This window comes from Pseudomonas xantholysinigenes, assembly GCF_014268885.2.
Taxonomy (GTDB): Bacteria; Pseudomonadota; Gammaproteobacteria; order Pseudomonadales; family Pseudomonadaceae; genus Aquipseudomonas; species Aquipseudomonas xantholysinigenes.
Window position 1 is genome coordinate 1,910,763 of the sequence record NZ_CP077095.1, and the last position, 26,513, is coordinate 1,937,275.

The following is a 26,513-nucleotide window of genomic DNA, read 5'->3' on the forward strand; positions in this document are numbered from 1 at the left end:
CGCTCAACAGGCCAGGCGGGTGACGAGGCACGCGCCGAGCTGGAACGGCCCGGTGCTGAACAGCAGGGCATGTTCGCCCGGCTGCAGCGCGCCTTCGGCGTGCAGGTGGCCGAGGTTGATCAGGTTGTCGGCGCTGAAGCAGTGGGCATGGCGCGCCAGCGGCGCGGTCACCGCCTTGCTGAAGCTGATCCCGGCGAGCTGGCAGAACAGCCTGGTCGCCTCCAGGGTGTAGTTGTTGCAGATGAAGTGCTGCACGGTGCGCGGGGCGATCTCGGCGTGCTGGCAGGTCTGCTTGATCAGCGCGGCGATGCTGCGCATGTCGGTGTCGTTGGAAAAATGCTCGATCTGCTCGGTGTTGGCGCTGTACTGCACCTTGCCGCGCAGGGCGTACTGCATCTGCGCCGGCTGGCGGCTGACGACACAGGCCGCGGCGGCGTCGCCGGTCACGTAGACGAAGTCGCTGCCTTCGCCATAGACCCGTTGCAGCGCGTCGCCGGCCTGGTCGAAGGTCACCAGCAGTACAGGCTCAGCCTCGCCGCTGGCGGTCAGCGCCGCAGCCATTTTCAGGCCGGCGTGGAACCCCGCGCAGCCTGCCAGGCCCACGGCGTAGAAGGGCACGGTCTGCATCCGCAGGGTGCGGCCCAGTTCCGCGAGCCACAGGGCCTCAAGGTTGTTCTGGGCATCGAGCAGGCCCGATACCAGCAGCACCGCGCCGATGTCGCCGGGCTGACGGCCACTGTCGGCCAGGGCGCGGGTCACCGCGCGGGTCACCAGCTCCCAGTGCTGGCCAGGGTGGTGGGAGAAACAGCGCACGCCATTGGCTTCGGACTGCAGCAGGGCGCGGGTCTGTGGCGCCATTTGCGCCGCCTCGATGTCCACGGCTTGGCCGGTCTCGCAGGCGATGCCGCCCAGGTAAACGGTTGGGTTCACGTTGTGCTCATCTTGTTCAAAGGGTGAAGGCAAGCCCACGCCAGGCCTGTCGAGAGGGCGCGAGCGTGGGCACCCGGCGCCTGGTGGCGTGGGTGTCGGGGTTACGAGGTGGTCAGTCTTTCCAGTACAGCGGGTGGCGCACCGTCACCTTGGTGATGGTCGCTTGCTGTTTCCAGATGCCCTTGAAACCTTGCGGCAGGACGAAGATGTCGCCGGCCCGGTAGTGCTGCTGGGCGCCATTGGCTTCGGTGATCTGTACTTGCCCGCTGATCAGCTGGATGACTTCGGTTTCGGGCCAGCCATGCAGTTGCAGCTCCACCGGCGGGAGTTCGCAGACTTCGACCGCGGCTTGTTCGCCGGGGGCGGTGAAGGGCGAGAGGCAGCGATAGCGGTAATGGGTGCCGTTGAGCGCCGTATAGAATTCGGAGGTGTCTGGGGTGCTTACCAACGGCACGCTGGCTGGAACGCTACGCGGGATCGGCAAGGTGCTGGGGGATGGCGCCTCAGGGGCGCTGCCATTGCTGGCGAAAACGGCCGAACTGGCGGCCATAAACACGCAGGCGAGGGGGATTGCGGACAGGCGAGACACGCGTATTGCCTCCTTGGCAACTCTTATTCTTCCGTGGGCTTTTCGAAAAAAAGCACGCGAAGATAGTCTGGTGGCAAAGCGATGTCAAACTGCCTGTGAGCGGGTTAGTCGAGCAAGGTGTGGCGCGCTTCGAGCCAGCGTTCGAAGCACTCGAAGGTGGCCACCGCGGCCTGGAGCGTTCGCGCCTCGCGCTCGGGCTGGCGGGCAAAGGCGCCGAGCCGCGCGAGGAAACTGCGCCAGTAGGTGCCGGTCAACGGGCCGTAGACGTCGAGAAAGCCGCCGCCGCTGTCAGCGTCGATGCCCAGGCGCTCGACCATGGCCTGCTTGAGCACCTGGCCGCCGAGGGTGGAACCTTCGAGCACGTACATCACCCCCAGGGCACTGGCCTCGTCGTCGATCCGTGGCAACTCCTGGCAGTGGGGCAGGGCCTGGACATCGACGCCGAGCCTGCGTAGGTCCCGGGCCAGGGCAGGCAGCTTGTCGCGCTCGCGCCCTTGGTAGCCGGCCAGGGCGGTTTCCAGTGGCGCGTGGAAGCCATGGTAGGCGGCCATCAGGTCGCGGTAGCGCGCCAGGTCGAACCCATCGCTGAAAAACGGCAGGCGTGCTTCCAGCCGTTTGTGGCTGGCCCGGGTGGCCTCGCGCAAGGCAAGCAGCAGCGATTGGGGCGTGTCAGGCATGGCTGAGGGTTCTGGAGGGCGAGGGCCGATACTGCCAGATCGCCCCCTGTCTGTCCCGGCGTATCTTGGAGGAGCCGGCCTTGCCGGCGAATCCTCGCACGTGGCCTCAGAACGCCAGTTTGTAGCCGATCAGCAGCAGCATGGTCGCCAGGCACGGGCGCAGCACCCGGTCGGAGATGCGCCCGGTCAGGTGGCTGCCCAGGTAGATCCCCGGCAGCGAACCCAGCAGCAGGTAGCCCAGCAGCGACCAGTCCATGTTGCCCATGCCGGCGTGGCCCAGGCCCGCCACCAAGGTCAGCGGCACGGCGTGGGCGATCTCGGTGCCGACCAGGCGGCGGGTGACCAGGAACGGGTAGAGCAGGAACAGCGCCACGGTGCCCAGGGCACCGGCGCCGATGGAGGTGAGGGTGACCATCACCCCGAGCACGATGCCGGTGATCACGGTCAGCACATTGAGGGTGCGGTCGCTGAGGTGGTAGTGGTCGCCGGCGTGCTTGCTGGCGAAGGCCTGCAGTTTCGATTTGAACAGGATCGCCAGGGCGGTGAGGATCAGCACCACCGCCAGGCCTTGCTTGATGATGGCGTTGAGCGCCGAGGTATCGGTGTGCAGGGTGCTGAGGAACCACAAGGTCAGGGCCGCCGCCGGCACGCTGCCGAGGCTGAGCCAGCCGGTGATCTTCCAGTCGATGTTCTTGTTGCGGCCATGCACCCAGACGCCACTGGCCTTGGTGATGGCGGCGTAGAGCAGGTCGGTGCCCACGGCGGTGGCGGGGTTGATGCCAAACCACAGCAGGATCGGAGTCATCAGCGAGCCGCCGCCGACGCCGGTCATGCCGACGATGAAGCCCACGGCCAGTCCGGCAATGGTGAAACCGAAAGAACCTACATCCATACGCTACTCGACGCCCAGCTTTGCCCGTGATCGGATGCTGCCCAGCATATAGATTTTTTTATAGCCAAATAGACTTGTTCGTTATTAGGTTATAACCGCTCGCTGGCGGGCAGGGCACTGCTATCCCTGTGGCAGCAACTGTCTTGTTCAACTGCTAAAGCTAGCGCGAATCCCTGTGGGAGCGGCTTCAGCCGCGAACACCGGCGCAGCCGGTGCCAGACACCGCGTCGCTTGCTTCGCGGGTAAACCCGCTCCCACAGGTGGAGTGCATGCCCCGAGGTCGGCGCGGTCGCTGTGGGAGCGGCTTCAGCCGCGAACACCGGCGCAGCCGGTGCCAGACACCGCGTCGCTTGCTTCGCGGGTAAACCCGCTCCCACAGGTGGAGTGCATGCCCCGAGGTCGGCGCGGTCGCTGTGGGAGCGGCTTCAGCCGCGAACACCGGCGCAGTCGGTGCCAGATACCGCGTCGCTTGCTGCGCGGCGGTGCGGCGGTCCGACAAGCCCGCTCCCACAGGTGGAGTGCATGGCTTGAGGTCGGCGCGGTCGCTGTGTGCGGGCAAGCCCGCTCCCACAGGGATTCGCGCTAGCTTTAGCAGTTGAGCAAGACGGTTGCTCCTACAGGGGCCCTGGATCTTCAGCGATCGGTCATCACCACCATCACCCGCGCATCGCCGCCATCCTCGCTCTCCGACAGGTAGATATGCCCCACCTGGCTGTCGAAATACGCGGTTTCCTGCGGGCCGATGCTGACCGCTTCGCCGGTCTCGAATTCGATGCGCACCCGCCCGCTGATGACCATGGCGAACTCCTGCCCGGGGTGGCGGATGAAATCGTCGAACTGGCCGCGTTCGCGGGCAATGATGCGGGCATAGGCCGGGGTCATGCGGCGTTCCGGGAACGCACCGGCAATCGGGTAGTAGTCGTAGGTGCCGGTGGAATACCCCGCCACGGCGGCCAGTGAATCGACCACCACGGTGGCCGGTTGCGCCGCCACGCTCGGGCTGCTGGCGCGAAACAGCTGGGCGATGTCCAGGTTCAGCGCGCGGGCGACGGCGGCGAGCTTTTCGTAACTCACCGATACCTGCGCCAGTTCCATCTTCGACAAGGTCGACAGCGGCACCCCGCTTTGCGCCGACAGCTGCTTGAGCGTCATCTGCCGGCTCTTGCGCAACTGGCGCAGGCGCGCGCCGACGGCGCTGCGGTCGAGTTGGGGGCGGGCGGTGGGGGTGTCGGGCATCGGGGCGCTCAAGCAGGTCTTTGGTCGGGCATCTTACCGTGTCGGCTTGCGCAATTCGAAATTCTCATATATTAGAATTCTCACAAATGATAATTAGCGCCGCAGGAGCGTGCATGGGACCTATCCACGACACCTTGATCATTGGCGCCGGCATTGCCGGTGCCTCCCTGGGCTACCGCCTGGCCGGCCAGTGCCAGGTGCTGATGCTCGAGCGCGAAGCGCAGCCGGGCTACCACGCCACCGGGCGCTCGGCGGCGATGTTCATGGAGGCCTACGGCACCCCGCAGATCCAGGCGCTGACCCGCGCCAGCCGGGCGTTCTATGCGCAGCCGCCGGCAGGGTTCTGCGAGCATCCGTTGCTGGAGCCGCGCGGCTGCCTGTACGTCGCCAACCTGGAACAACATGAATTGCTGCAAGCGACCTACGCGCAGAACCTGGCCAACGGCACCGCCGTCAGCCTGCTCGACAGCGCGGCGGCGCTGGCCCTGGTGCCCAGCCTGCGCGGTGAGCGGCTGGCCGGGGCGGTGCACGAGAGCGGGGCCATGGACCTTGACGTGCATGGCTTGCACCAGGGCTTTTTGCGCGGTTTCCGCCAGGCCGGTGGCGAACTGCGCTGCAACGCCGAAGTGGTCCAGGCCTACTACCTGGACGACCTCTGGCACGTCGAGCTGGCCGATGGCAGCCACGTGCGCGCCCGGCAGTTGGTCAATGCCGCCGGGGCCTGGGCCGACCGGGTGGCCGAGCAGTGCGGGGTGGCCAGGATCGGCCTGCAACCTTGCCGGCGCAGCGCCTTCACCTTCCCCGGCCCGGCGCAGCACGACTTCGCCCATTGGCCGGCGGTGATCGGTGTCGACGAAAGCTTCTACTTCAAGCCCGACGCCGGCCAGTTGCTCGGCTCGCCGGCCAACGCCGACCCGGTCGAGCCCCAGGACGCCGCCCCGGAAGAACTGGACCTGGCCCTGGGCATCTACAATATCGAGGCCATGACCACCCTCGAGATCCGCCGCCCCAGCCACAGCTGGGCGGGCCTGCGCTCGTTCGTCGCCGACGGCGACCTGGTGATCGGTTTCGACCCTGTGGCGCCGGCGTTCTTCTGGCTGGCGGCGCAGGGCGGCTATGGCATCCAGTCCGCGGCCGCGGCCTCGCGCCTGGCGGCCGACCTGCTGCAAGGCCAGCCCTTGTGTTCCAGTCTTGTTCGCCAGGGCGTCGAGCCTGCTCGACTGTCCCCGGCACGTTTCAGCCAACCCTCCATGGAGACTTCCCATGAGCAATGACATCCAGCGTTTTCCCAGCAGCCTGCCGTTTCCTTTCTCCCGCGCGGTGAAAGCCGGCGGCTTCCTGTTCCTGTCCGGGCAGATCCCGATGAGCGCCAGCGGCGAGGTGCTCAAGGGCGATATCCAGGCCCAGACCCGCGCTGCCTGTGAGCGTATCGGCGAGAGCCTGGCAGCCTGCGGCGCGCGATTCGACCAGGTGGTGAAAGCCACCGTGTGGCTGTCGGACATGAGCCACTTCGCCGGTTTCAACGAGGTGTACAAGGAATTCTTCGGCGCGGCGTTGCCGGTGCGCTCGACCGTGGCCTCGGCGCTGGCGCTGGGGGTGGATGTGGAGATCGAGGTGCAGGCCTATCTCGGCCAGGACAACTGACACCCTGGGAGCGGGCTTGCCCCGCGATGGCTGTATCGCGGGGCAAGCCCGCTCCCACGACACCCTGCAACGACCCGCTACAACAATAAGAACCAGAGGTGCACATGCAAGAGCAACTGAAGATCGCCGGCGCATTCGTCGGCGTGATCGTGGGGGCGGGCTTTGCGTCCGGGCGGGAACTGCTGTTGTTCTTCGTCGATTTCGGCGTGTGGGGCCTGGTCGGCGCGTTGGTCAGCGCCGCCTTGTTCACCTTCCTCGGCATGGCCCTGGCCGGGCTCGGCAACCGCCTGCGGGCCACTTCGCACAAGGCCGTCATCGAGGCTATCTGCGGCCGCCACCTGGGCCGTTTCGTCGATTGGCTCATCACCTTCTTCATGTTCGGCGTGACCGTGGTCATGCTCGCCGGCGGTGGCGCCCTGCTCGAGCAGCAGTTCGGCATTCCGGCGCTGGCTGGCAGTGTGCTGGTCACGCTGCTGGTGGTGGCCATCGTCTGCCTCGAGGTGCAAAAGGTGATGGTCGCCATCGGCGCGATCACCCCGTTGCTGATCCTGGTGGCGTCGGCCATTGCCCTGTACGCGGTGTGTACCCGCAGCCAAAGCTTCGCGGCCCTCGACCAGCTGGCCAGCCAGCAGGAGGCCGGTACGCGGCACTGGTTGCTTGGGGCGTTCCTGTATGTGTCCTACAACATCGTTGCCGGGGCGCCGATCCTGGCGATCCTCGGCGGATCGGCGCGCAATGGCCGGGTGGCGGTGGTTGGTGGTCTGCTCGGCGGCGCGGCGCTGGGGGGCTTGATGCTGGTGATGAGCGCGGGGTTGCTGTCACGCCTGGACAGCGTCGCCGCCTTGCCGATGCCGATGCTGTCGATCGCCAGCGAAGTGTCGCCGTTGCTGGGGCTGGTGATGTGCCTGATCATCTTCGGGATGATCGTCAACACGGCGGTGGGCACGTTGTTCTCGTTCCTGTCGCGGCTGTTGCCGGCGGGCACGGCGAAGTTTCGCGTGGGGGCGGTGGTGACCGGGATGGTGGGGTTCGGCTGCAGCCTGGTGGGGTTCATCAGCCTGGTGGGGCAGGTGTATCCGTTGTTCGGTTACCTGGGCCTGGTGCTGATGGTGGCGGTGCTGGTGGGCTGGGTGCGGCGCGGCAACGCGGCGAAGGTGGCGGTGGTTTGACCGGCGTCTTCGCCGGCAAGGCCGGCTCCTGCAGGAGCCGGCGTGCCGGCGAAGCGGGCGGCTTAGATGCGGAAGCTGCCCACCAGTTGCTTCAGGCGCCCGGCTTGTTGGCTCAGGGCGTCGCAGTGGCGCAGGGTTTCGTTGAGGTTCTCCACCCCTTGCTGGTTCAGCGCGTTGATCTGGGTGATGTCCAGGTTCAGGCTCTCGACCACGGCGGTCTGCTCCTCGGTGGCGGTGGCCACCGACTGGTTCATGCCGTCGATCTCGCCGATGCGCTGGGTCACGCTGGCCAGGCGCTCGCCGGCCTGGTTGGCCACTTGTACGGTCTGCTCGCTGGACACCTGGCTGGTGTTCATGGTGTGCACGGCTTCGCGCGAGCCCACCTGCAGGCTGGTGATCATGCGGTGGATTTCTTCGGCCGATTCCTGGGTGCGGTGAGCCAGGTTGCGCACCTCGTCGGCGACCACGGCGAAGCCACGGCCGGCTTCACCGGCACGGGCCGCCTCGATGGCGGCGTTGAGCGCCAGCAGGTTGGTCTGCTGGGAGATGCCCTTGATCACGTCGAGGATCTTGCCGATCTCGTCGGTGCTGGCGTTGAGGGTCTCGATCTGCTCGCACGACTCGCTGATGCGCTCGGACAGGGCGGTCATGGCGCTGATCGCTTCCTCGACCACCTGGCGACCACCGTTGGCCTGCTCGCTGGCGCCGCTGGCGTGCTGCGAGGCATCGGCGGCGTTGCGGGCGATTTCCTGGGTGGCGGCGCCCAGTTCGTTGATCGCCGCGGCGACGCTGTTGGTGCGCATGCTCTGCTCTTCGGAGCCGGAGAGCGAAGCGTTGGAGGCGCCCACCACTTTTTCCGACAGGTCATGCACCAGGCGGGTGGCCGACGACACTTCGCTGATCGAGGCGTGGATCCGCTCGACGAAGCGGTTGAACGAAGTGGCCAGCTCGCCGAACTCGTCCTTCTGTTCCACCACCAGGCGGCGGGTCAGGTCGCCTTCGCCTTCGGCGATGTCCTGCATGGCGCGGCCCATGGTGGTCAGCGGGCGCATCAGCACCGGGATCAGCAGGCCCAGCAGGCCGGCGATGACAGCCACGGCGATGAGCATGGCGATGATGGCCGAGGTGCGGAACTGGCTCAGCGGTGCATAGGCTTTTTCTTTGTCGATCGACAGGCCGATGTACCACTGTGCCGACGGCAGGCCGTCCACCGGGGCGAAGGAGATGATCCGGTCCTTGCCGTCGAGGCTGACTTCCTGGATGCCGGTTTCCACGCGCAGGGGCGAGCCTGGGTAGATGTCCTTGAGGTTCTTCATCACCCGGTCCTTGTCCGGGCTGACGATCACCTGGCCGTTGCGGTCGACCAGGAAGGCGTGGCCGATGCCGCCGAAGTCCACGGCATTGATGATGTCGACCAGGGTGTTCAGGCTCAGGTCGCCGCCGACCACGCCGAGCAGCTCACCGCTGCCCTTGGCCTTGACCGGCATGGCGATGGTCACCACCAGGCCACCGACGGCCGCCATGTAGGGCGGGGTCAGCATGGTCTGGTTGGCGGCCACGGCCTGGGTGTACCAGGGGCGCTGGCGCGGGTCGTAGCCGTCAGGCATCTTGGCGTCGGGACGCTGGGTGAACAGGCCGGTGTTCTGGCCGAAGTAGGTGAACTGGAAGTTGCTGGTGTACGACGGCTGGTCGACCAGGCCTGGCACGTTGCTGCCGGCGCCTTGCTGGGCGATGTCCTGGGCCAGGTTTTCCAGCACCAGGATGCGCCCGCTCATCCAGTTCTGCACGCTGCTGGCGGTCTGCGCGCCGGCCTGGCGCACCGACGACTCGATGTTCTGGCGGATGGTGTTGCGTTGCAGGTAGTCGTTGTAGAGGGTGAACAGCGCGAAGGCCAGGACCACGACGGCGCAGGCACTGAGCAGGATCTTGTGGCGGAATTTCAGGTTCATGTTTCGAGACCTTGAGCCAGTGAAAGGAGGGCGCCGCGCGCTTGTGGCACGAGTGGCGAAACCTGTTGCCACGGTTATCGGCCGCTTCTGAAAAATGTTGAAAGACTAAATGTCGCAGTGGTTGGCGGATACGCCCTCAGCCTGTGACAAATGATTGCTCCGACAACAAGCTGACCAAGGCCTTGGCGGCCTGGCCGAGGGGTTGCTGCTTGAGCCAGAAGGCGTGCACGGGCAGTTGCAGTTCGTTGCGGGTGTTGTGGAACTGCAGCCGTACCAGGCGCCCGGCGGCCAGCGACGGGGCGATCCGCGACAGCGGCAGGTCGCCCCAGCCCAGACCGGCCTCGACCATCTGCACGGCCAGGTCGAGGCTGTCGGTACGCCAGTGCGAGGTGCCAATCAACGAACGTGGGTCGGACAATGGCAAATCACGGCTGCGCACCAGGATCTGCCGCAGGTTGACCAGGTCCTCGAGGTGGCGGATACGCCCTTCGACCAGGGCCGGGTGCCGCGGCGACAGGGTGGCCACCAGTGATTCCATGGCGATGTGCTGGAAGCTGCGCCGTGGGTCGACCTGCAGCCCGGCAAAGGCCAGGCACAGGTTGGCCCGGCCACTGTCGAGCAGTTGCAGGGCTTCTTCCTGAGGGGCGGCCAGCAGTTCGATATCGAGTAGCGGATAGCGCTCGCCCAGGCGGGTGATGGCCGCCAGCAGTGGGCGTTGGTCGATGTCTGGCACCACGGCGATGGCCAGGCTGCTTTCCAGTCCGCGCGACAGCTCAAGGGCGTGCACTTCCAGCAACCCCAGTTGCTCGGCGATCAACCGTGCGTGGGGCTCCAAGGCCAGGGCCTGGGCGGTGGGACGCGCCTCGCGCGGGCCGCGCTGGAACAGCGGGTAGCCAAGCTCCGCTTCAAGGTTGCCGATGGCCATGCTCACTGCCGAAGGCACGCGTCCCGAGGTGCGGGCGGCGGCGGAAAACGACCCGCGGTCGAGCACGGCGAGAAACAGCAGGATGGTGTCGCTGGAAAAGTTCATGGCAGTCTCCTTTCAATAAATCTGAAAGCTGCCGACTTTTTCTGTCAAGTGTATTGATGCATTCTGCGCGCCTTTCGTGAAACCCGCAGTCAAGGTAACCCCGTGCAAGGACTCAAACGCAAACTGGTCTACGTGACCTTCTACGAACTGATCGGCTTGTGCATGTCGACCCTGGGCCTGGCCTACCTGTCCGACACCCAGGCCTCGCACACCGGCCCACTGGCGGTGATGATCACCACCATCGCCATGGTCTGGAACCTCATCTACAACACCTTGTTCGAGCGCTGGGAGAGCCGCCAGGCCAAGCGCGGCCGCAGCCTGGGCCGGCGGGTGGCGCATGCCATCGGCTTCCAGCTGACCCTGGTGGTGTACCTGATCCCGCTGATCGCCTGGTGGCTGGACATGACCCTGCTCGAGGCGTTGCTGGTGGACCTGGCGTTCATCATCCTGGTGCCGTGCTACACGTTCGTCTACAACTGGGCATTTGATCGCATCTTCGGCCTGCCGACCTCGGCGCTGGCGCCGGCCTGAACCTGCGGGCGGGGGATCAGGGCGGCAGGCGTATCAATAAAGGCGCCTGCGACCGGCTCCCGAGCAAGCTGTCCTCCACCTGCCCCGACAGGTAATACACCCCGGCCATCGCGCCGCTCTGGCGGTTTTCCATCAGCTCTTGCCATTCCTGGTTCAGCGCCACGTTGAGAATCACCCGCAGTTGCTCGACCATCTGCGGGTGTTCGCGGTCATGGGTGAGCATGCCGTAGCCGGTCACCGCCACCGAGATCATCGCCCCCGCCGCCTTGCCCACCGCGGCGGCGATGGCGCTGGCCGCGCCGCGTGGGGCCAGGCTGGCGCCGAGCTTCTCGCTGGCCTGGGTGGCCACCGACGACAACCCTGCCTCGGTTTGCCCAGGCCCCTTGGCGGCCTGCTGGTGCAAATGCTGGCACAGGGCTTGCCAGGCCGGTTGCTGCGCCAGCGACTTGGCCCGCAGCAAGGTATACAGCGAGGCGTCGCGGGCCTTGGGTGGGCCCAGGGCAATGATCGGGATACGGTTCAGGCGCTGGCTGAACTGCTCGGGCGGGGCGTTGTAGCGCTGGATGATCGTCGGCAACTGCTGGCCGAGCAGTTGCAGGTACAGCTCGCTGGCGCGGTCGCGGATGCCCTCGGGGTCAATCTGTTCGGCCACCGGTTCGATCACCCGCGCGTGGTACTGCTCCTGCAGGTACAGGCCCAGGCGCTTTTCCGGCGATTCCTGGCCGTTGCCGCTGTTCATCTTGTACCAGGCCACTTTCAGGGTCAGCCATTGCTGGGTCCAATAGCCGGTGAACCAGGGGATGAAGTCGTTCTCGGTGCGTTGCTGGACTTGCTCTTTCCACACCCGCATCGAGCGTCGGGCGTAGTCGTTGGCCGAGCCCGCGGCGGCCACCGAGGCCTCTATGATGTCCTGGTCGATGCGCTGCCAGACCGCTGGCGGCAGGTTTTGTGGCGGTGGCGGGGCAGGGGGGCGCCTGCCGGCGCAGCCGGCCAGGGCCAGCAGGAGGCACAGCGGGATGATCACCAGGTTGGCTTTCACGCGGGTTGCCTCCCAGGGAAAGGGGCTATCCGCAGTATAGGTTCGTCCTGCTGGACGCATCGCGGGGCAAGCCCGCTCCTACAGGTACTGCGCAATACCTGTAGGAGCGGGCTCGTCCCGCGATGGGCCGCAAAGCGGCCCCCTTTGCAGGTCTGCAACACATGTTCAACGCTCCAACCGCAGGTGCAGCAACGGATACGGATCGCCCTGGCCATCCACCTCGCAGCGTCCGACCTGGATGAAGCCCTGCTTCAAATAGAAGCCCACTGCCTGCGGGTTCTGCTCGTTGACATCGACCTCGCGCACCGCCAGCTCATCGATCACCTGGCCGAGCAAAGCCTTGCCGATACCCTGGCCCCGGCACGCCGGGTCGACGAAGAGCATTTCCAGCTTGCCCTCATGCACCCCGGCAAAGCCCTGGATGCTTCCCGCGTCATCACGCCAGGCGCGCAGCTGGACGAAGCCCAGGTACTGCTCGCGCACCAGCGGTTTCAAGCGTTCGATATAGCCCTCGGGCAGAAAGTCGTGGGTTGCCCGCACCGAGGCCTCCCAGAGATCGGCAAGCCGATCGAAGTGTTCCGCGCCCACTGGCGCGATGCTGTAGTTCATGAGCCCTCCAAGGCTGCGTGGTGGAAACGCCGGACAGGGTACGGCATTGCGCTATGCTCGGCACTTGGTCCGTAAACCCTGGAGCTGACGATGGATGTAGCCAAGGCCGACGCCCTGCTGCTGGTGGATGTGCAATGCGCCTTCATGGAAGGCCCCGATGCCGTGCCCGACCACCTGGCCTTGCAGGTGCGTATCGCTCGATTGCTGGCCCGCGCCCGCCAGGCTGGGGTGCCGGTGATCTTCCTGCAGAACGACGGCGCGCCCGGCAGTCCGGACGCTGCGCACAGTGCTGGCTGGCCCCTGTACTTCCCGCCTGCCGAGGGTGAACACGTGCTGTTCAAGACCGACGACGACGGCTTTGTCGACACCGAGCTGCAGGCTTTGCTGACGGCGCTTGGCGTGCGGTGCCTGGCTTTTTGCGGCCTGCTCTCAGAGATGTGCCTGGCCGCCACCGTGCGCGCCGCGTTGCAGCGGGGCTTTGACGTGTTGCTGCCCCATGATGCCCATGCGACTTACGACGTCCCGCCTGGGCCGGGCGGCTCACCGGGCGTGCCCGCCGCCCTGGCGGCGCGGGCGGCGGAGTGGTCGCTGGGTGACGAGGTGCAGATCCTGGCCAGTGTCGAGGCCTTGGCGTTCAGCTTGGCCAGCCCGACTGGCGGATGATGCTGCAGAAGTTGCCGGGGCGGAACGTCGGGTCCTTGTCGGCGATGACATCGGCCTTGACGTTGCCGAAGGTGGTCTGCGGCTTGTGGCGAATGCCGTCGTAGAACGCCTGGATGATCGCCTCCTTGAAGCGCTCGCCGCGGGGATGCGCCGCCACCACGGCCTCGCGCTCGCCTGCGGCGAGGCCATCATGGTGCAGGCCGAGCACATCGGTCTCGACCCCCGCGGTGACCAGCGCGATCAGCGGGTGCATATGCTCGGGGATGCCGGGGGTGGTGTGCAGGGCGATGGCGGTCCAGACCCGTTCGATATCGCGTTCGGCGATGCGGTGCTGTTGCAGGAAATCCCGGGCGGCGTTGGCACCGTCGACCTCGAAGCGGCAGCAGTCGCTGCTGTGGGCGTGGGTCAGGCCCATGTCGTGGAACATGCAGCCGCAGTACAGCAATTCGGCGTCGTAGCGCAGGCCGAGCCGCCTGCCGGCCAGGGCGGCGAAATAGTAGACGCGGCTGGAGTGGTGGAACAGCAATAGCGAGGCTGTGTCGCGGACCAGTTCGGTGATCTCGCGGGTCATGGCGGTGTCGGGGATAGAGATGCCGGCGATGGACATGGTGAGGGCTCCTCGGTGAGTGAGGTGGCCAGTGTGCGGGGCGGTGCGCTTGTCCTCAATTGACGTTACACGTCAAAAACTGCCATTGTCCGCCAAACAACGACGCGATCCTGCACGGACGTGTATGTCATAGACGAGCGCTAGCCATGCCCATCACCCTTGCCATCCTCGCCATGCCAGGTGTCCAGCTACTCGACGCCTGCGGCCCCCTCGATGTTTTCGCCGAGGCCAACCGCCAGGTCGGGCGTGAGGCCTATCGCCTGTCGCTGCTGGCCTGCGAGCCCGGCCCGCTGGTCAGTTCCTCCGGCGCCAGGCTGCTGCCCGACGGCTGGATCGGCGATGCCTCTGGCTCCTTCGACACCCTGCTGATCGCCGGCACGCCCCAGGCCGCCGACCAGCACCTGCGCAGCGGCCTCCTCGACTGGCTGCGCCAGCACGCCGCCAGCAGTCGGCGCTATGGCTCGGTCTGCACCGGTGCCTTCGCCCTGGCCGCCGCCGGCCTGCTCGATGAACGGTGCATCACCACCCATTGGGCGGTGGCCGAGATCTTGGCGCAGCGTTATCCACGGGTGCGGGTCGAGGCCGATGCGATCCAGGTGCACGACGGCAAGGTGCGCACCGCCGCAGGTGTCACTGCCGGGCTCGACCTGGCGCTGGCGCTGGTCGAGGAGGACTTGGGCCGGGAGGTCGCCAAACAGGTGGCGAGCCAGTTGGTGATGTACTTCAAACGCCCGGGCGGGCAGTTGCAGTTCAGCCGACAGGGGGCGTCATCGGCGGTGGGGCGTTCGGCGCTGCAGGGATTGCAGCGCTACGTGGCGGCCAATCCGGCGCAGGACCATGGTATCGCCCGGTTGGCGGCGCGGGTTGGCCTGAGCCCGCGTCACTTCGCCCGGTTGTTCCAGGCCGATGTCGGCATGACCCCGGCGGCCTGGGTCGAGCTGGCGCGGGTCAATGCCGCGCGCGAGCGCCTGGAAAACGGCCTGGAACCGCCCAAGCAGGTGGCGGCGCTGTGCGGTTTCGCCAATGCCGACACCTTGCGCCGGGCGTTCATGCGCCATGTCGGGGTGACCCCGGCGGAATACCGCAAGCGCTACGCGCGGCCGGTCTGATCGAGGTCGAGCTTGGCTTCCAGGCGATCCAGGTGCTCGTGCATCAGGGCCAGGGCACTGGCACCGTCGCCGCGTTCCACCGCATCGATAATCGCCGCATGCTCCTGCCAGGCGCAGTGCTCGCAGCAGGGCGCCTCATAGCGGGCGATGATCAACGAGGTCATCGGCACCAGGCCGTCGAGAAAACGCGCCAGCGGTGCGTTGGCGGCCATCTGCGCGAGCTTCATGTGAAATTCGCCGCCCAGGCGAATGGCCGTGCAGCGCTCGCCACGTTCGTGGTGCTGGCGCTCGCGCTCGACCAGCAGGCGCAGCTGGCGGATCTGTGCCGGGCGCGCCCGTTGGGTGGCCAGGCCGATCAGCGTGGTCTCCGCCAGGCGCCGGGCGCTGAGCACCTGGCGTGCCTGCTGCGGATCGGGAGCGGCCAGGTGCGCGGTGTGGCTGGGGCGCTGTACCACCACCTGCTGGTCGGACAGACGCCCGAGCACCCGGCGGATCACCGTGCGGCTGACACCGAAGGCGTTGCCCAGGGCCTGTTCGGGCAACGGGCTGCCGGGAGGCAGGCGCTGTTCGAGAATGGCGTCGAACAGCCGGGGGTAGATCTGCTCGGCCGACAGGCGGGACTCGCCGGCGCCGAGCAGGGCGGGCAGGTGGGGGGCGCAGGCGCTCATGGTCGCTCTCCTTCTTTTATTAGGTGCCGGGATGGTCGTCCGGGATGTTCAGGGCGATGCCCATGCGCTGGCCCTCGGCGAGGATGTGCCGGCGCATCTGCAGGCTGGCCAGGGCGCTGTTGCGCTCGCGGATGGCACGCACCACCGCTTCGTTCTCGCTCAGCCGTGCGGCCAGGTGCTCGGGCGAGTTGCGCAGCATCTCGGCGCTTTGCTTGAGGGCATTGCCGGTTTGCTGCACCACGCTCTGGAAGATCGGGTTGGTGGTCAGGGCGAACAGTGCCTCGTGGAAGGCGATGTAGGCATTGACCCCGGCCTCGTGGTCCTGGGCCTCGAGGGCCTCGCGCAGGTCCATCAGGGTCAGGCGCAACTGGCCGATGTCCTGGCTGCCGGCCGATTGCGCAACCAGGCCGGCAATGAAGGGTTCGAGGGTGTAGCGCAACTCGAGCACGTCGGCCAGGCTGGCCGCGGCGATGGCTTCCGGTTCCTGGGCCTGGGCGGCGTCGGCCTCGAGCACCAGCACGCCCTTGCCCGGCAGCGAGCGCACCAGGCCCAGGGTTTCCAGCACGATCACCGCCTCGCGCAGGCTTGGCCGGCTGATGCCCAGTTGCTCGGCCAGCTCGCGCTGGCCGGGCAGCATGTCGCCGCTGCGCCATTGGCCGCGGGCCAGGGCCTGGCGGAGTTTTTCCACCACTGAATTGACTACGGTCGAAGAGCTGATCACGGTTCGCTCCTTGGTTGACGCTGCACCTTTGCGCCTGGCTTGCCGGCGCGGGGCGCCGGCGGCCTGGGGCTCAGAATTCCTGTTGATGGGGTTGGCCCTGCTTGCGGGTGACCGGCGCGAAGCCCGGCTTGTTGGCCAGCACGTTGTTGGCCCGGTCCAGGTCGATGTCCTTTTCCCAGCGGGCGATGGCCACGGTGGCGACGCAGTTGCCGATCAGGTTGGTCAGCGCGCGGCCGATGCCCATGAACCAGTCCACCGCCAGTACCAGCACCAGGCCCACCACCGGGATCGCCGGCACGGCGGTCAGGGTCGCGGCGAGGATCACCAGGGCCGAACCTGGGATGCCGTGAGCGCCCTTGGAAGTCACCAACGACACCAGGAGAATTGTCAGCAGGTCGGTCATCGCCAGGGGCGTGCCGGTGGCGTTGGCGATGAACACGATGGCCAGGGTCAGGTAGATGGAGAAGCCGTCGAGGTTGAACGAGTAACCGGTGGGGATCACCAGGCCGACAGTGGAACTGCCGATGCCCAGGTGTTCGAGCTTGCGCATCACCTGCGGCAGCACGGCGTCGGAGGAGGCGGTGCCGAGGACGATGGACAGCTCTTCGCGCAGGTACTTGATGAACGGCAGCAGCTTCAGCCCCGACAGGCGCATGACGGTGCCGAGCACGATCAGCACGAAGCCGGCGCAGGTCAGGTAGAACAGCGCCACCAGGCCGCCCAGGTGCTGCAGCGAGCTCAGGCCGTACTTGCTGGTGGTGAAGGCGATGGCGCCGAACACGCCGATCGGCGCCAGGCGCACGATCATGCCCATGATGCGGAAGATCACATGGCTCAATTCGTTGATCAGCCGCGAGATGCCCGAGGCCGATTCGCCCACCAGGTTCAGGGCGCTGCCGAACAGCACCGAGAACAGCAGGACCTGGAGGATATTGTTGTCGGCAAAGGCGCCCACCACCGAAGTGGGGATCAGGTCCATGAGGAAGGTGGTGGTGTTGTGGATGTGCGCGCCGCGTTCGGCCAGGGCACCGGCATCACTGCTGGAGAGCTGGTCGAGGTGGATATTGGCGCCGCTGCCGATGCCGCTGGTGAAGGCGAACACCAGGCCGATCACCAGCGCCAGGGTGGTCAGTACTTCGAAGTAGATCACTGATTTGAGGCCGATGCGCCCGACCTTCTTCAGGTCGCCGGCGCCGGAAATGCCGCTGACCACCACGCAGAACACGATCAGGCCGATGAGCATCTTGATCAGCTTGATGAAGCCGTCGCCCAGGGGTTTGAGTTGCAGGGACAGGTCGGGGAAGCTCAGGCCGCAGACAACGCCGAGGGCGAGGCCGAGCACTACCTGGAGGAAGATCGAACGCGAACACCATTTGAGCATGGGAGGAGTCTCTGGTCGGTGTCCTTGCCCCCCAAGCCACACGGAGCGAAAGAGTGCAGGACTTAATTATTGTGGTCTTACCGGTTTGTTCACTGCGAGGGCCATGAAACGCCGAAATTTTCGACATTGCAAGGGTTTTTGGCCTGACCGGTCTGACCAGTTATGGTGCGTCGACTCGGCGCTTGCTCTAGGGTCTGTACGAAATGTGTCTGCGCGAAGGCCAGACAAGGCGAAACAGGGGGAGGAAGCGGAGTGTACTGGAGTACATGAGCATTCCGAGCCCTGTTTCAACGCAGTATGGGCGAGTGCAGATACATTTCGTACAGAGCCTAGGGTGGTGCGCGGCGGGAATTCAGGGCTTGGCCAGGGCCTGATCGACGGCGGCGATCAGCTTGCCCAGGTCTTTGGGCGGGGCGTTATGAATGACACCGAAGAGGTAGGCACGCTGCTCTTGCTCGTCGTCGGGCTCGACGAAGAAGGCTTTCGGTTTGACCCCCAGCGCCTCGGCGAAGCTCAGCAAGGCCTCGATGCTGGGGGTGTAGGTGCCGGTTTCGAAGCGGCTTATGGTCTTGGGGTCGAAGCCGGTGCGCTCGCCCAGTTGTGCCTGAGTGAAGCCCGCCAGTTTGCGGTAGCGGCGCAGGGCAGGGCCTAGACCTGTTCTCGTCATCGCTCAATTCCCATTTAGAATCAAGCACTTAACGATATATGGCGCTATAGCGCAACGCCATGATTCATCACCTTTGTTTGCAAAATGTGATGGAGTTCGTAGAATTGGTCGCTTTGATTGATCAGTCATTCAAGTAATTGTCCAGGGCGATCCGGCCAACTATCGGCCCGTGAGCAAGCATTGCCGGACATTGGAACTGATCCACGATGAACGGTTCCGGCGCCCCTGGCTTTCTGTCAGGCAGCTCGTCGGGCTGTGTATGAATGGAGTCTCAGCGTGCGTCAGAACCTACCGGTCAACCCGGTCGAGCAACGTTTTCCCGAGCACCAGCGGCTCATTTCGGCGACCGACACGGCCAGCCTGATCACCTACTGCAATGCCGAGTTCGCCGCCATCAGCGGCTATACCGAGGACGAGCTGATCGGCAGCCCGCACAACCTGGTGCGTCACCCGGACATGCCCGAGGCCGTGTTCGAACTGATGTGGCAATACCTCAAGGCTGGCCGCAGCTGGATGGGCATCGTCAAGAACCGCTGCAAGAACGGTAATTTCTATTGGGTCAACGCCTACGTCACGCCAATGCTCGAGGAGGGCCGGGTGGTCGGCTACGAGTCGGTGCGGGTGTGCCCGACCCGCGAGCAGATTGCCCGGGCCGAGGTGTTGTATGCCCGTTTGCGTGAAGGCAAGGCGGCGCTGTCGCCGCTGCGGCGCATGGCCTTGCTTGGGCGTGCCCTGGCCGTGCCCCTGGTCGGTGGCGCGTTGGCCATCGGCGCCAATCAGCTGTGGCCCGGCCTGCCGGCCCAGGGCCTGACCCTGGCGCTGTTCGCAGGCGTCGGCCTATGGGCGCAGAGCCGCATGGGTCGGCACCTGCGGCGGATCGTCGAGGGCGCCGACAATACCTTCAGCGACCCGCTGGCGGCGCTGACCTACAGCGACCTGGCCGGGGCCGCCGGGCAACTGCAGTTGATCCTGACCAGTGAAGAGGCGCGTTTGAAGACCGCGCTCACCCGCCTGAGCGATTTGGCCGGGCAAATGGCCGTGGCCGCCCAGGATGCCGGGCGCTTGTCGCGTGGTACCGAATCGGCGTTGCTGGAGCAGCGCGCCGAAACCGACCTGACCGCCACGGCGATGACCGAGATGGCCGCCTCCATCGGCGAAGTCGCCGGGCATGTGCAACTGACCGCCGAACAGGCCCACACTGCGCACCTGCTGGCCCAGCAGGGCAGCCAGGTGGCCGATGCCACGGGCGCGGCGATCCATGGCCTGGCCGCCACGGTCGGGCAGATCAACCAGGCGGTCAACGACCTGGCCGGTCAGACCGGTGCCATCGCCGAGGCGGCGGGCATGATCCGCGCCATTGCCGAGCAGACCAACCTGCTGGCGCTCAACGCCGCCATCGAAGCGGCGCGGGCCGGCGAGCAGGGCCGTGGCTTCGCGGTGGTCGCCGACGAGGTGCGCGCCCTGGCTGACAAGACCCGGCAGTCAACCTTGCATATCCAGAGCATCATCGACAGCCTGCGCGGCGGCGCCGAGCAGGCGGTGAGCATCGCCAGCCAAGGCATTGCCGGTGCCGAGCAGGGCGTGACCCAGGTGGCCCTGGCGCAAGAAGCCTTGCAGGGCATCCGCCATGCCGTGTCGCAAATCAGCGACATGAGCCAGCAGATGGCCGCCGCCGCCCAGGAACAGTCGGCCGTGGCCGAGGATGTCTCGCGGCAGATCAACGGTGTGGCCGGCACTGTCCAGCAGAGTGCCCGCAGCGCCAATGCCGCGGCCTCACGCGGCAGTGAACTCGAGCAGGTCTGCGTCGGCCTGCGCGCGCTGGTGGCGCGCTTCAACCGCTAGGTTGCCAAGCTTATGGATGACAACTATCGCGCGGCCGTGGACGCGGCCGCGATCTTTTCCGAGACCGATCTGCGCGGGTGCATCACCTACGTCAACCAGCAGTTCTGCAGCATCTCCGGCTACAGCCGCGAGGAACTGCTGGGGGCCAACCACCGCATCCTCAACTCCGGCTTGCACGAACCCACGTTCTTCCTCGACATGTGGCGCGCCCTGGCGGCGGGACGGGTGTGGAAGGGCGAGATCTGCAACCGTGCCAAGGATGGTTCGCTGTACTGGGTGGACAGCACCATGGTGCCGCTGATCGACCCACACACCAACAAGGTGCGCAAGTACGTGTCGATCCGTTTCGATGTGACCGAGAAGCGCCAGTTGCTGCACACCCTGCAATGGCGTGTGGGCCACGATGTGCTGACGGGCTTGCCCAACCGCGCCTACCTGTCGGACCTGCTCAACCAGGCCCTGGCTTTTTCCCGGCGCGAAGCCATTCCCCTGGCGGTGTGCATGCTCGACCTGGATGGCTTCAAGGCGGTCAACGACGGCTATGGCCACGCCACCGGCGATCTGCTGCTGGTGGAGGTGGCTCGGCGCCTGCAAAGCATCTTGCGCGGTGGCGACGCGGTGGCGCGCTTGTCGGGCGACGAGTTCGTGCTGATCCTGCGCCACATCGAAGGTCCGCAGCAGCTGGATGCCGCGCTGCAACGCATCCTGCGCGCGCTGGCCGCGCCCTACATGGTGCGCGAGCAACCGTTGCGCCTGAGCGCGAGCATCGGCGTGACGCTGTTTCCGCAGGACGACGAAGACGCCGACGCCCTGGTGCGTCATGCCGACCAGGCCATGTACGTGGCCAAGCAGCAAGGGCGCAACCGCTACCATGTGTTCGATGTGTCCCAGGAGCTGGAACTCAAGGCGACTCACCAGACCGTGACCAGGGTACGCCGGGCCTTGCGCCAGGGCGAACTGTGCCTGCATTACCAGCCCAAGGTGAACATGCGTAGCGGGCAGGTGATTGGTTTCGAGGCCTTGTTGCGCTGGATGCACCCGTCCAAGGGCCCGGTGCCGCCGGGAGAGTTCCTGCCATTGGTGGAACAGACCGACCTGATCGTCGAACTGGGCGAGTGGGTCATCGATCAGGCGTTGACGCAGTTGCAGCAGTGGCACCAGGCCGGGCGAGACTGGTCGCTGAGCGTCAACATTGCCGCGCGGCAATTGCAGCGCGGTGACTTCGCCGAACGCCTGGCCGGCCTGCTCGGCCGCTACCCCGACGTGGATCCGGCGCGCCTGGACCTGGAAATCGTCGAGTCGGTGGCCATCGACAACCTGCCCCGGGTCGGGCGCTGCCTGGATGCCTGTCGGGCATTGGGCGTGCGCTTTTCACTGGACGACTTCGGTACTGGCTACTCTTCGCTGAGCTACCTCAAGCGCTTGCCGGCGCAGACCATCAAGATCGACAAGTCGTTCGTGCGCGACATTCTTCACGACCATGATGACCTGGCCCTGGCGGGCGCGGTGATCGGCCTGGCCCGGGCATTTGGCCGCGAGGTGGTGGCCGAGGGGGTGGAGAGTGTCGAGCATGGGCGAGTGTTGATGGGGCTGGGCTGCGAGTTGGCGCAGGGCTATGGGATCGCCCGGCCAATGCCGGTGGAGGCGGTGGCAGGCTGGGTGGCGGCGTACCGCCAGCCTCGGGCGTGGCGCCAGGGTCTCATCGCGCGGCCACCCTTGGGCGCCTGGCGCTGAGGCCCTGGTCTCAGGTCACTGCGGATGGTTGTGCAACAGGGTGGTGGTCAGCTGGCGCAGCAAATCAAGGCGGCCGGTGTTACGACACTCCAGGAGCAATGTCGCGGCACGGCGATACAGCGCACTTTCGTTCGCATAGCGGTTCGACACCAGGTCGACGCGTTGCGGCACGCCCGCGATGCGCCAGGTCGGGCCCGCCACTTCGCGCTCCAGTGCGTCGATGAAGGTCGCTGGCACGTTCGGGCCGTCGTAGGCGCCGCTGGCCGTGCTGGCCTCGCTGAGTGAGTCGAAGTACTCCGAGGCCCCCGCCCAGTCTTGCTCGAACTGTTCGAACGCTTGCGGTTGCAGGCGTTGCAGCCAGGTGCGCCAGAACGACTGGTCGATCGCCCAGGTGATCAGGCGTGGGTCATCACTGGTGGCTCGCACTCGGCTGGCCAAGCGCTGCAAGGTCGCTTCACTCAGGCGCGCCAGGTAGTCGAAGGCGATCGCCTGGGGCTGTGGCGGCAGCGCGAGCGAAGCACGCAGTTGCATGCGGGCGTGCAGGGCCATTTCCACTTCGTCGAGCAGGTAGGTGGCATCGCTCAGGTCGCTGTCGCTGATATCGTCGTCTTCCGCCAGTTCCGGCACGGGCGCTTCGGAGGGTTCATCACTCAGAGCCGCGCGGCGTGCCACCCGGGCGTTGTACAGGTCGCCTACCTGGGCGTCGAGCAGGCGCTGGCGCAGCATGCCCCGGGCACTGTCGACGGCCACCCGTTCATCGCTGCTGCCCGGTGCGGCGTGGCTGGCGGCGTGCCAGGCGCCGACCTCGGTCTCGACCTGCTGGAACAACAGGCTGGCTTGGTCGACGCAGCCTTGGCCGGCATCGTTGAGCAAATCGTTGATCTGCTCCTGCAATTGCGCCTGGCCCCAGCTATCGCTGGGTGCCTGCGCGTCGACGAGCGTCTGCAACACTTGTTGCATGCGCTGGCGCAGGCCTGCTGAGTTGCGCTGGAAGTCGACCGTGTCGGGCAGCCGCTGGAACAGCGCATACAGGGGAGACCATTGTGGGGCCGGTGCGGTGTCGGCGATGAAGTCCAGCAGCGGGTCCGGCCAGCCCTCGGACCATTGTGGCGGCGTGCCGAGGCTCGCGGGCGTTTCCAGGCCCGCGCTGTTGAGACGCTCCAGCGCGGTTTCGCTGAACGGATTGCCCTGGAAGGAAAAGAACTGTTCGGCGTCACCGGCGAGAACCGCGCGGGCAAAGCTGCTGTTGGCGAGGTCGGGCGCATCGGTCAGGCCGTTGCGGCTCAGGTCCAGTTCGCGCAGGGCCAGGGGCTCCTGCTCAAGCAGCGCTTGCAGGCCGGCGGGCCATTCGACGATGCCCGTGTTTTCCAGGTCGAGTTCTTCCAGGACGGTCCAGTCGGTCACGTCGGGTGTCAGCTCCAGGGGATTTTCGCTCAGGGACAGGCGGTTCAAACGGTTCAAACCGGCGAGCGCGGTGCGCGTGGCTGCGTCGAGTTCGATCTGGTTCTGCCCCAGCCTCAGTTCGCGCAGGCTCGGCCAGCGTTGCAGCGCCAGGAAGTGTTCGGCGCTGAACAGCAATTCGTTGAACTGCGCCTGGAACGTGGCAAGGGCAGGTAGCTGGGCAAGACATTCGAGGGTGCGTACAGACAAGGTGTCGAGCGCGCCGCCAAGGTTCAGGTGGATGAGCGACGTTAGTCGCGCCAGGATCGTATGGTCCGAGTCGTTGTCCAGATTGAGTCGGTTTTCCGAGAGATCGAGCACTTCTAGCTGGGGCAGCTCACCTATGGCGGGCGGCAAGCGAGTCAGCGCGTTCTCCGAAAGATCCAGGTAGCGCACCTGGGGAAAGGCGCGCAGAAAACTGTTCAAATGGGTGGAATCGGTGTTCGGCAGGCCATTCACGGTCAGCTGTCGAACGTGAGACATCTGTATCGGCAGGCTGGGCAGCTCGTCCACATGCAGCCCGTTTATGTGCAGTACCACGTAATCGAATGCAGGCGCCACATCGGGTGGACTCTCCCGACGCCAGGCAGTGCGAATACGTTCTGCCATGACGCCGCGATGGACACGGCGCTGGCCCAGAGCATCGGGCGCGGCACCATCGGTATCGGCCACCCAGCGGCGCAGGCTGTCATCCAATTGTTGGTAGTCGCGGCGCAAGGCTTCAAGGAGCCGGGTGAAAGCGCCGGGAAACGGGCCCGCCTGGCGCCGCAGGCTGCTGCGCAGGTGGACCCGGTTATCGTGCGCCGTGGATGGGTAGAGCTGATCGAACAGTTCATCCTCGCTCAGCCATCCCGCCTGGCCACGACCGCTGAGCGCATAGCCCAGGCGCCGGCTGCCGGGCAGGCGCGTCGGCAGGCGGTACAGCGGGCGCACCGGTGCCATGCCAAGGTCCAGGGCTGCTTGCCGGCGGTCTTGCGCGGCGAGGTCGAACAAGGTGTCGCGCAGGCGGCTGGAGTCATGGATCTGCAGCCCCAGGGCTTGGCGTTCGCTGTCAGGCAGGGCCTGCAGGATGGCCTGGAACAGGTCGCCGCGGTTGGCGAGTGATACGCCTTGCGCGTCACGAGGTTCATAGCCGTTGGCGAAGCGCCGGATCGACTTGAGGGGTTTGTCCGGGCTGCCGACAGCCTGCTGCAACTGGCCGTTTTCCCATAGTTCCAGACGGACCTCGCCGGACCAGCCCGGCAAGCGTGGCAAGGCATGCCACGCCAGGGTGTCGCGGTCGAGGACGGCACCATTCTCCAGGTGGAAGCGCGCCAGTGCTTTGTTGAGGCGAATGTCGCGCAGGTACAGGCGCGCGCGTTCGGCCAGGGCCAGGGGTACTCGTGCGCTGTTATTCAGTTGGGTGAGTTCTGCGGGGCGGGCCTGGGCCAGGAGTTCGTTGCAGGCCCTGCGGCTGAGCGCGGGGAAGTCGCGGTTCAGAACCTGACTGCCCGGCAACGGCTGTGGTCGAGGGCCGGCGGCCGGGTGCGCGAACGCGTCAAGTACGTCGGCCAGCAAAGCCGGCAGCGGCTGCCGATCGGCCAACGCGCGACGCAGGACGGTGCTGTCATAGCCACTGCAGCGCAGCGCGACGGCGGTGCTGTCCGCATGTTCAAGCAAGCGTTGCTCGGTCCAGCCCAAGGGCTGCTCATGGTCGAACAACCAACGGCCCTGGCCATCGCCACGCAAGGTCGGGCGATGGCTGATGCCAGGCGCCTTGCCCAAGCGCCATGTCCCCCGGCTGACAGGTTCCAGCGGGTAAGCCTGGCCATTGCGCAGCAACCAGCGTTGGCCCTGCCATTTGACCAGCCCATCGCTGTTGGCCTGGGTGCCGGCCGGCCAGGGGCGCGGGCGGGCGAAAGGTGCGAGATCGCCTTGCCACAGACGCTGGCGACCGCCCTGTGGCACCAGCAGCCAGTCATGCAGCACCCCCTGGCGCTGGGCGATTACGCCAGTGGTGCCCAGCGCGGCAAGCTGGGCAAGGTCTTCGAGGACATCGAACAGGTGCTCGATGGCACCCTCGACATCACCTTCGTTGGCCGCGTGCACGCCATCGATGAATTCGCCGACCCACTGTGCGGCGCCGATCACCATCATCACTTCGCCGAGTGCAGGCACGAAGAATGCAGCGACATTCAGCACGCCCATGCCCAAGGCCAGCCAGTCTTGGATGCGCTTGCGCGCGGCGATGGCATCCCGCTTGGCCAGTGGCACGGCCAAGGTGCTGGCGTCGGCCAGCTTGCGCACAACCTGGGCGCGTGCCCGCGCCTCGAAGGCGTCGCCCGGCCAGGCTGTGAAGGTCATCGGCAAGCGTGCATTCTTATCTAGTGTCTCCTGCAGCAGATCGGTGGGGGCAGGAAACAGCTGCTTCAGCCAACTGAAACGCTGGCCTTTCTCCAGCACTGCTGGCGTGGTCTGCAAGCTGGCATAGGGGTAGCGCGGGTACAGGGTGGCGCGCAGCTGGGAGACGAACGACGCGTATTGCGCATGGTTGACGAAACGGCTGAAAAACACCCGCTCACGGTGTTGCCACAGGATTTCGGTTAGGGCTTTGCCCAGCGCTTGCAGGGACGCATAGCGGCGGATGGCCTGGGGGTGACCGGGCAAGTACAGCAAGCAGGGCTCGTTGGCTTCGAGTGGTTCGAGGCGCACCAGCAGCGGGCCGTCGAGGGGGATGCCGAACAGGCTGAGATAGCCGCATTGCAGACGCCGGACCTTACCCGCCACACTCACCTCGGTAGCGCCGGCCAAGGCGGCTTCGCCCAGGCATTCGCCCAGCGCGTCGAGTCGGCCACGCAGGCGTGCCAGGCTCAGCTCTGCGGCGAAGGCCGCCCGGTCTTGCTGGCGCAGCAAGGCGCGGAAAGCGTCGTTGTCCAGGTGATCGGCAAGGTGGTCGAGGTAGCGTTGGCCGAGATTGAGATTGCGTATGACCTTGACGAATCGCGTGCTGTCCATTTCGAGCAGTGGGTCGGGCGCATCCTGGCGATACAGCTTTACCTTGGCGCCGTCGTCGAAGTTTTGCAGGGCCGCCTCCAGCCATGGCATGCGGCGGCCCTCGTCGACATGCCAGAGCATGGCGTTGTCCAGTTCCGGCACGGTGTCGTCCGGGAACCAGTGCGCGAGCGCTGCCTCCAGCAGTGGGCGGCAGAATGTATCGATGGCTTGCACCGGCTTGAGTGCCTGGGCCACCTGGCGACTGGCGCGATAGCTGGCGAGGGTGCGTTGCTTGAGGCGTGCGCGTTGTTCGGCGCTGGCGTCACGGTGCCAGCCGGGATGGCGTTGCGGGATGAAGCTCAGGTGCGAGGAAAAGGGCATGGCTGCTCTCCAGTGGGAAAGCAGCGAGGCTA

At 66.2% G+C, this 26,513-nt stretch carries 23 protein-coding genes and 2 pseudogenes; 9 read left to right on the forward strand and 16 right to left on the reverse strand.

Annotated features, from left to right (window positions below; genetic code table 11):
* Window positions 1-3 precede the first annotated feature (3 nt).
* The 5 genes from HU772_RS08610 to HU772_RS08630 all read right to left on the reverse strand — a co-directional run bounded on the left by HU772_RS08610 (window position 4) and on the right by HU772_RS08630 (window position 4,324).
* Window positions 4-930, reverse strand: a complete 927-nt coding sequence (locus HU772_RS08610) for a 3-oxoacyl-[acyl-carrier-protein] synthase III C-terminal domain-containing protein (RefSeq protein ID WP_225923114.1) — start codon at window positions 928-930, stop codon at window positions 4-6.
* A 112-nt stretch (window positions 931-1,042) separates the two neighbouring features.
* Window positions 1,043-1,519: a cupin domain-containing protein gene (locus HU772_RS24930; protein WP_225923115.1), complete on the reverse strand. Its 477-nt coding sequence runs from the start codon at window positions 1,517-1,519 to the stop codon at window positions 1,043-1,045.
* Between the two features lie 104 nt (window positions 1,520-1,623).
* A complete protein-coding gene (locus tag HU772_RS08620) occupies window positions 1,624-2,196 on the reverse strand; it encodes a biliverdin-producing heme oxygenase (protein WP_186659911.1) in 573 nt (190 codons plus the stop codon).
* A gap of 106 nt (window positions 2,197-2,302) precedes the next feature.
* On the reverse strand, window positions 2,303-3,088 hold the full coding sequence (locus HU772_RS08625; protein ID WP_186659913.1) for a sulfite exporter TauE/SafE family protein: 786 nt from the start codon (window positions 3,086-3,088) through the stop codon (window positions 2,303-2,305).
* Between the two features lie 633 nt (window positions 3,089-3,721).
* Complete coding sequence (locus tag HU772_RS08630) at window positions 3,722-4,324, reverse strand: helix-turn-helix domain-containing protein (protein WP_186659915.1); 603 nt, start codon at window positions 4,322-4,324, stop codon at window positions 3,722-3,724.
* A 113-nt stretch (window positions 4,325-4,437) separates the two neighbouring features.
* Between HU772_RS08630 and HU772_RS08635 the strand changes: the two genes are divergently transcribed.
* The 3 genes from HU772_RS08635 (at window position 4,438) to HU772_RS08645 (ending at window position 7,137) form a co-directional block, all read left to right on the forward strand.
* Window positions 4,438-5,598, forward strand: a complete 1,161-nt coding sequence (locus tag HU772_RS08635) for an NAD(P)/FAD-dependent oxidoreductase (RefSeq protein ID WP_186659917.1) — start codon at window positions 4,438-4,440, stop codon at window positions 5,596-5,598.
* A complete protein-coding gene (locus HU772_RS08640; protein WP_186659919.1) occupies window positions 5,588-5,968 on the forward strand; it encodes a RidA family protein in 381 nt (126 codons plus the stop codon). The genes HU772_RS08635 and HU772_RS08640 overlap by 11 nt, the downstream gene beginning before the upstream one ends.
* 104 nt (window positions 5,969-6,072) lie before the next feature.
* Window positions 6,073-7,137 carry a YkvI family membrane protein gene (locus tag HU772_RS08645; protein WP_186659921.1) on the forward strand — a complete coding sequence of 355 codons (1,065 nt, stop codon included), beginning with the start codon at window positions 6,073-6,075 and terminating at the stop codon, window positions 7,135-7,137.
* A gap of 62 nt (window positions 7,138-7,199) precedes the next feature.
* Here the strand turns inward: HU772_RS08645 and HU772_RS25240 are convergent, their stop codons facing one another.
* The 3 genes and pseudogenes from HU772_RS25240 to HU772_RS08655 form a co-directional block, all read right to left on the reverse strand.
* The gene (locus tag HU772_RS25240) at window positions 7,200-7,940 is read right to left on the reverse strand and encodes a methyl-accepting chemotaxis protein (protein WP_437182431.1); all 741 of its coding nucleotides are present in this window, start codon (window positions 7,938-7,940) and stop codon (window positions 7,200-7,202) included.
* 162 nt (window positions 7,941-8,102) lie between these two features.
* Window positions 8,103-9,086 (reverse strand): annotated as a pseudogene (locus HU772_RS25245) (cache domain-containing protein); the annotation flags it as partial.
* A 136-nt stretch (window positions 9,087-9,222) separates the two neighbouring features.
* The gene (locus HU772_RS08655) at window positions 9,223-10,116 is read right to left on the reverse strand and encodes a LysR family transcriptional regulator (RefSeq protein WP_186659925.1); all 894 of its coding nucleotides are present in this window, start codon (window positions 10,114-10,116) and stop codon (window positions 9,223-9,225) included.
* Window positions 10,117-10,218: 102 nt separating this feature from the next.
* Here HU772_RS08655 and HU772_RS08660 point away from each other — a divergent pair, with 102 nt between their 5' ends.
* Window positions 10,219-10,647: a PACE efflux transporter gene (locus HU772_RS08660; RefSeq protein ID WP_186659927.1), complete on the forward strand. Its 429-nt coding sequence runs from the start codon at window positions 10,219-10,221 to the stop codon at window positions 10,645-10,647.
* A gap of 16 nt (window positions 10,648-10,663) precedes the next feature.
* Here the strand turns inward: HU772_RS08660 and HU772_RS08665 are convergent, their stop codons facing one another.
* Both HU772_RS08665 and HU772_RS08670 read right to left on the reverse strand, forming a co-directional pair.
* A complete protein-coding gene (locus HU772_RS08665; RefSeq protein WP_186659928.1) occupies window positions 10,664-11,686 on the reverse strand; it encodes a hypothetical protein in 1,023 nt (340 codons plus the stop codon).
* A 165-nt stretch (window positions 11,687-11,851) separates the two neighbouring features.
* Window positions 11,852-12,295 (reverse strand): GNAT family N-acetyltransferase, encoded by a 444-nt coding sequence (locus tag HU772_RS08670; protein ID WP_186659929.1) that lies wholly within the window; start codon window positions 12,293-12,295, stop codon window positions 11,852-11,854.
* 90 nt (window positions 12,296-12,385) lie between these two features.
* Here HU772_RS08670 and HU772_RS08675 point away from each other — a divergent pair, with 90 nt between their 5' ends.
* Window positions 12,386-12,958, forward strand: coding sequence for an isochorismatase family protein (locus HU772_RS08675; RefSeq protein ID WP_186659930.1), 573 nt, complete (start codon window positions 12,386-12,388; stop codon window positions 12,956-12,958).
* On the opposite strand, the gene HU772_RS08680 is transcribed toward HU772_RS08675, so the two are convergent.
* Entirely contained in the window at window positions 12,930-13,565 is a 636-nt protein-coding gene (locus HU772_RS08680) for an HD domain-containing protein (RefSeq protein WP_186659931.1), read from the reverse strand. The two genes, HU772_RS08675 and HU772_RS08680, sit on opposite strands and share 29 nt — an antisense overlap.
* Before the next feature lie 146 nt (window positions 13,566-13,711).
* On the opposite strand from HU772_RS08680, the gene HU772_RS08685 reads away from it, so the two are divergent.
* The gene (locus tag HU772_RS08685) at window positions 13,712-14,674 is read left to right on the forward strand and encodes a GlxA family transcriptional regulator (RefSeq protein ID WP_186659932.1); all 963 of its coding nucleotides are present in this window, start codon (window positions 13,712-13,714) and stop codon (window positions 14,672-14,674) included.
* Here the strand turns inward: HU772_RS08685 and HU772_RS08690 are convergent.
* The 4 genes from HU772_RS08690 to HU772_RS08705 all read right to left on the reverse strand — a co-directional run bounded on the left by HU772_RS08690 (window position 14,656) and on the right by HU772_RS08705 (window position 18,111).
* Window positions 14,656-15,342, reverse strand: coding sequence for a GntR family transcriptional regulator (locus HU772_RS08690; RefSeq protein WP_186659933.1), 687 nt, complete (start codon window positions 15,340-15,342; stop codon window positions 14,656-14,658). The two genes, HU772_RS08685 and HU772_RS08690, sit on opposite strands and share 19 nt — an antisense overlap.
* A gap of 19 nt (window positions 15,343-15,361) precedes the next feature.
* On the reverse strand, window positions 15,362-16,063 hold the full coding sequence (locus HU772_RS08695) for a FadR/GntR family transcriptional regulator (RefSeq protein ID WP_186659934.1): 702 nt from the start codon (window positions 16,061-16,063) through the stop codon (window positions 15,362-15,364).
* A 70-nt stretch (window positions 16,064-16,133) separates the two neighbouring features.
* A complete protein-coding gene (locus HU772_RS08700) occupies window positions 16,134-17,444 on the reverse strand; it encodes a C4-dicarboxylate transporter DctA (protein ID WP_186659936.1) in 1,311 nt (436 codons plus the stop codon).
* A 352-nt stretch (window positions 17,445-17,796) separates the two neighbouring features.
* A complete protein-coding gene (locus tag HU772_RS08705; RefSeq protein WP_186659938.1) occupies window positions 17,797-18,111 on the reverse strand; it encodes a helix-turn-helix domain-containing protein in 315 nt (104 codons plus the stop codon).
* 276 nt (window positions 18,112-18,387) lie between these two features.
* Between HU772_RS08705 and HU772_RS25250 the strand changes: the two are divergent.
* The 3 genes and pseudogenes from HU772_RS25250 to HU772_RS08715 all read left to right on the forward strand — a co-directional run.
* Window positions 18,388-18,669 (forward strand): annotated as a pseudogene (locus HU772_RS25250) (PAS domain-containing protein); the annotation flags it as partial.
* A gap of 174 nt (window positions 18,670-18,843) precedes the next feature.
* Window positions 18,844-19,953, forward strand: a complete 1,110-nt coding sequence (locus HU772_RS08710; RefSeq protein WP_437182432.1) for a methyl-accepting chemotaxis protein — start codon at window positions 18,844-18,846, stop codon at window positions 19,951-19,953.
* Between the two features lie 12 nt (window positions 19,954-19,965).
* A complete protein-coding gene (locus tag HU772_RS08715) occupies window positions 19,966-21,687 on the forward strand; it encodes a putative bifunctional diguanylate cyclase/phosphodiesterase (RefSeq protein WP_186659942.1) in 1,722 nt (573 codons plus the stop codon).
* A gap of 15 nt (window positions 21,688-21,702) precedes the next feature.
* Here HU772_RS08715 and HU772_RS08720 read toward each other — a convergent pair whose 3' ends face one another.
* Window positions 21,703-26,481 (reverse strand): dermonecrotic toxin domain-containing protein, encoded by a 4,779-nt coding sequence (locus HU772_RS08720; protein WP_186659944.1) that lies wholly within the window; start codon window positions 26,479-26,481, stop codon window positions 21,703-21,705.
* Between the last annotated feature and the right edge of the window lie 32 nt (window positions 26,482-26,513).

Bases quoted from the DNA above. Each gene is read 5' to 3' on its own strand.
- HU772_RS08645 (WP_186659921.1), top strand. From the start codon at position 6,073: ATGCAAGAGCAACTGAAGATCGCCGGCGCATTCGTCGGCGTGATCGTG.
- HU772_RS25240 (WP_437182431.1), bottom strand. From the start codon at position 7,940: ATGCGCACCAACAGCGTCGCCGCGGCGATCAACGAACTGGGCGCCGCC.
- HU772_RS08620 (WP_186659911.1), bottom strand. From the start codon at position 2,196: ATGCCTGACACGCCCCAATCGCTGCTGCTTGCCTTGCGCGAGGCCACC.
- HU772_RS08685 (WP_186659932.1), top strand. From the start codon at position 13,712: ATGCCCATCACCCTTGCCATCCTCGCCATGCCAGGTGTCCAGCTACTC.
- HU772_RS08720 (WP_186659944.1), bottom strand. From the start codon at position 26,481: ATGCCCTTTTCCTCGCACCTGAGCTTCATCCCGCAACGCCATCCCGGC.
- HU772_RS08700 (WP_186659936.1), bottom strand. From the start codon at position 17,444: ATGCTCAAATGGTGTTCGCGTTCGATCTTCCTCCAGGTAGTGCTCGGC.
- HU772_RS08705 (WP_186659938.1), bottom strand. From the start codon at position 18,111: ATGACGAGAACAGGTCTAGGCCCTGCCCTGCGCCGCTACCGCAAACTG.
- HU772_RS08680 (WP_186659931.1), bottom strand. From the start codon at position 13,565: ATGTCCATCGCCGGCATCTCTATCCCCGACACCGCCATGACCCGCGAG.
- HU772_RS08655 (WP_186659925.1), bottom strand. From the start codon at position 10,116: ATGAACTTTTCCAGCGACACCATCCTGCTGTTTCTCGCCGTGCTCGAC.
- HU772_RS08625 (WP_186659913.1), bottom strand. From the start codon at position 3,088: ATGGATGTAGGTTCTTTCGGTTTCACCATTGCCGGACTGGCCGTGGGC.
- HU772_RS08675 (WP_186659930.1), top strand. From the start codon at position 12,386: ATGGATGTAGCCAAGGCCGACGCCCTGCTGCTGGTGGATGTGCAATGC.
- HU772_RS08630 (WP_186659915.1), bottom strand. From the start codon at position 4,324: ATGCCCGACACCCCCACCGCCCGCCCCCAACTCGACCGCAGCGCCGTC.
- HU772_RS08670 (WP_186659929.1), bottom strand. From the start codon at position 12,295: ATGAACTACAGCATCGCGCCAGTGGGCGCGGAACACTTCGATCGGCTT.
- HU772_RS08715 (WP_186659942.1), top strand. From the start codon at position 19,966: ATGGATGACAACTATCGCGCGGCCGTGGACGCGGCCGCGATCTTTTCC.
- HU772_RS08635 (WP_186659917.1), top strand. From the start codon at position 4,438: ATGGGACCTATCCACGACACCTTGATCATTGGCGCCGGCATTGCCGGT.
- HU772_RS08690 (WP_186659933.1), bottom strand. From the start codon at position 15,342: ATGAGCGCCTGCGCCCCCCACCTGCCCGCCCTGCTCGGCGCCGGCGAG.
- HU772_RS08640 (WP_186659919.1), top strand. From the start codon at position 5,588: ATGAGCAATGACATCCAGCGTTTTCCCAGCAGCCTGCCGTTTCCTTTC.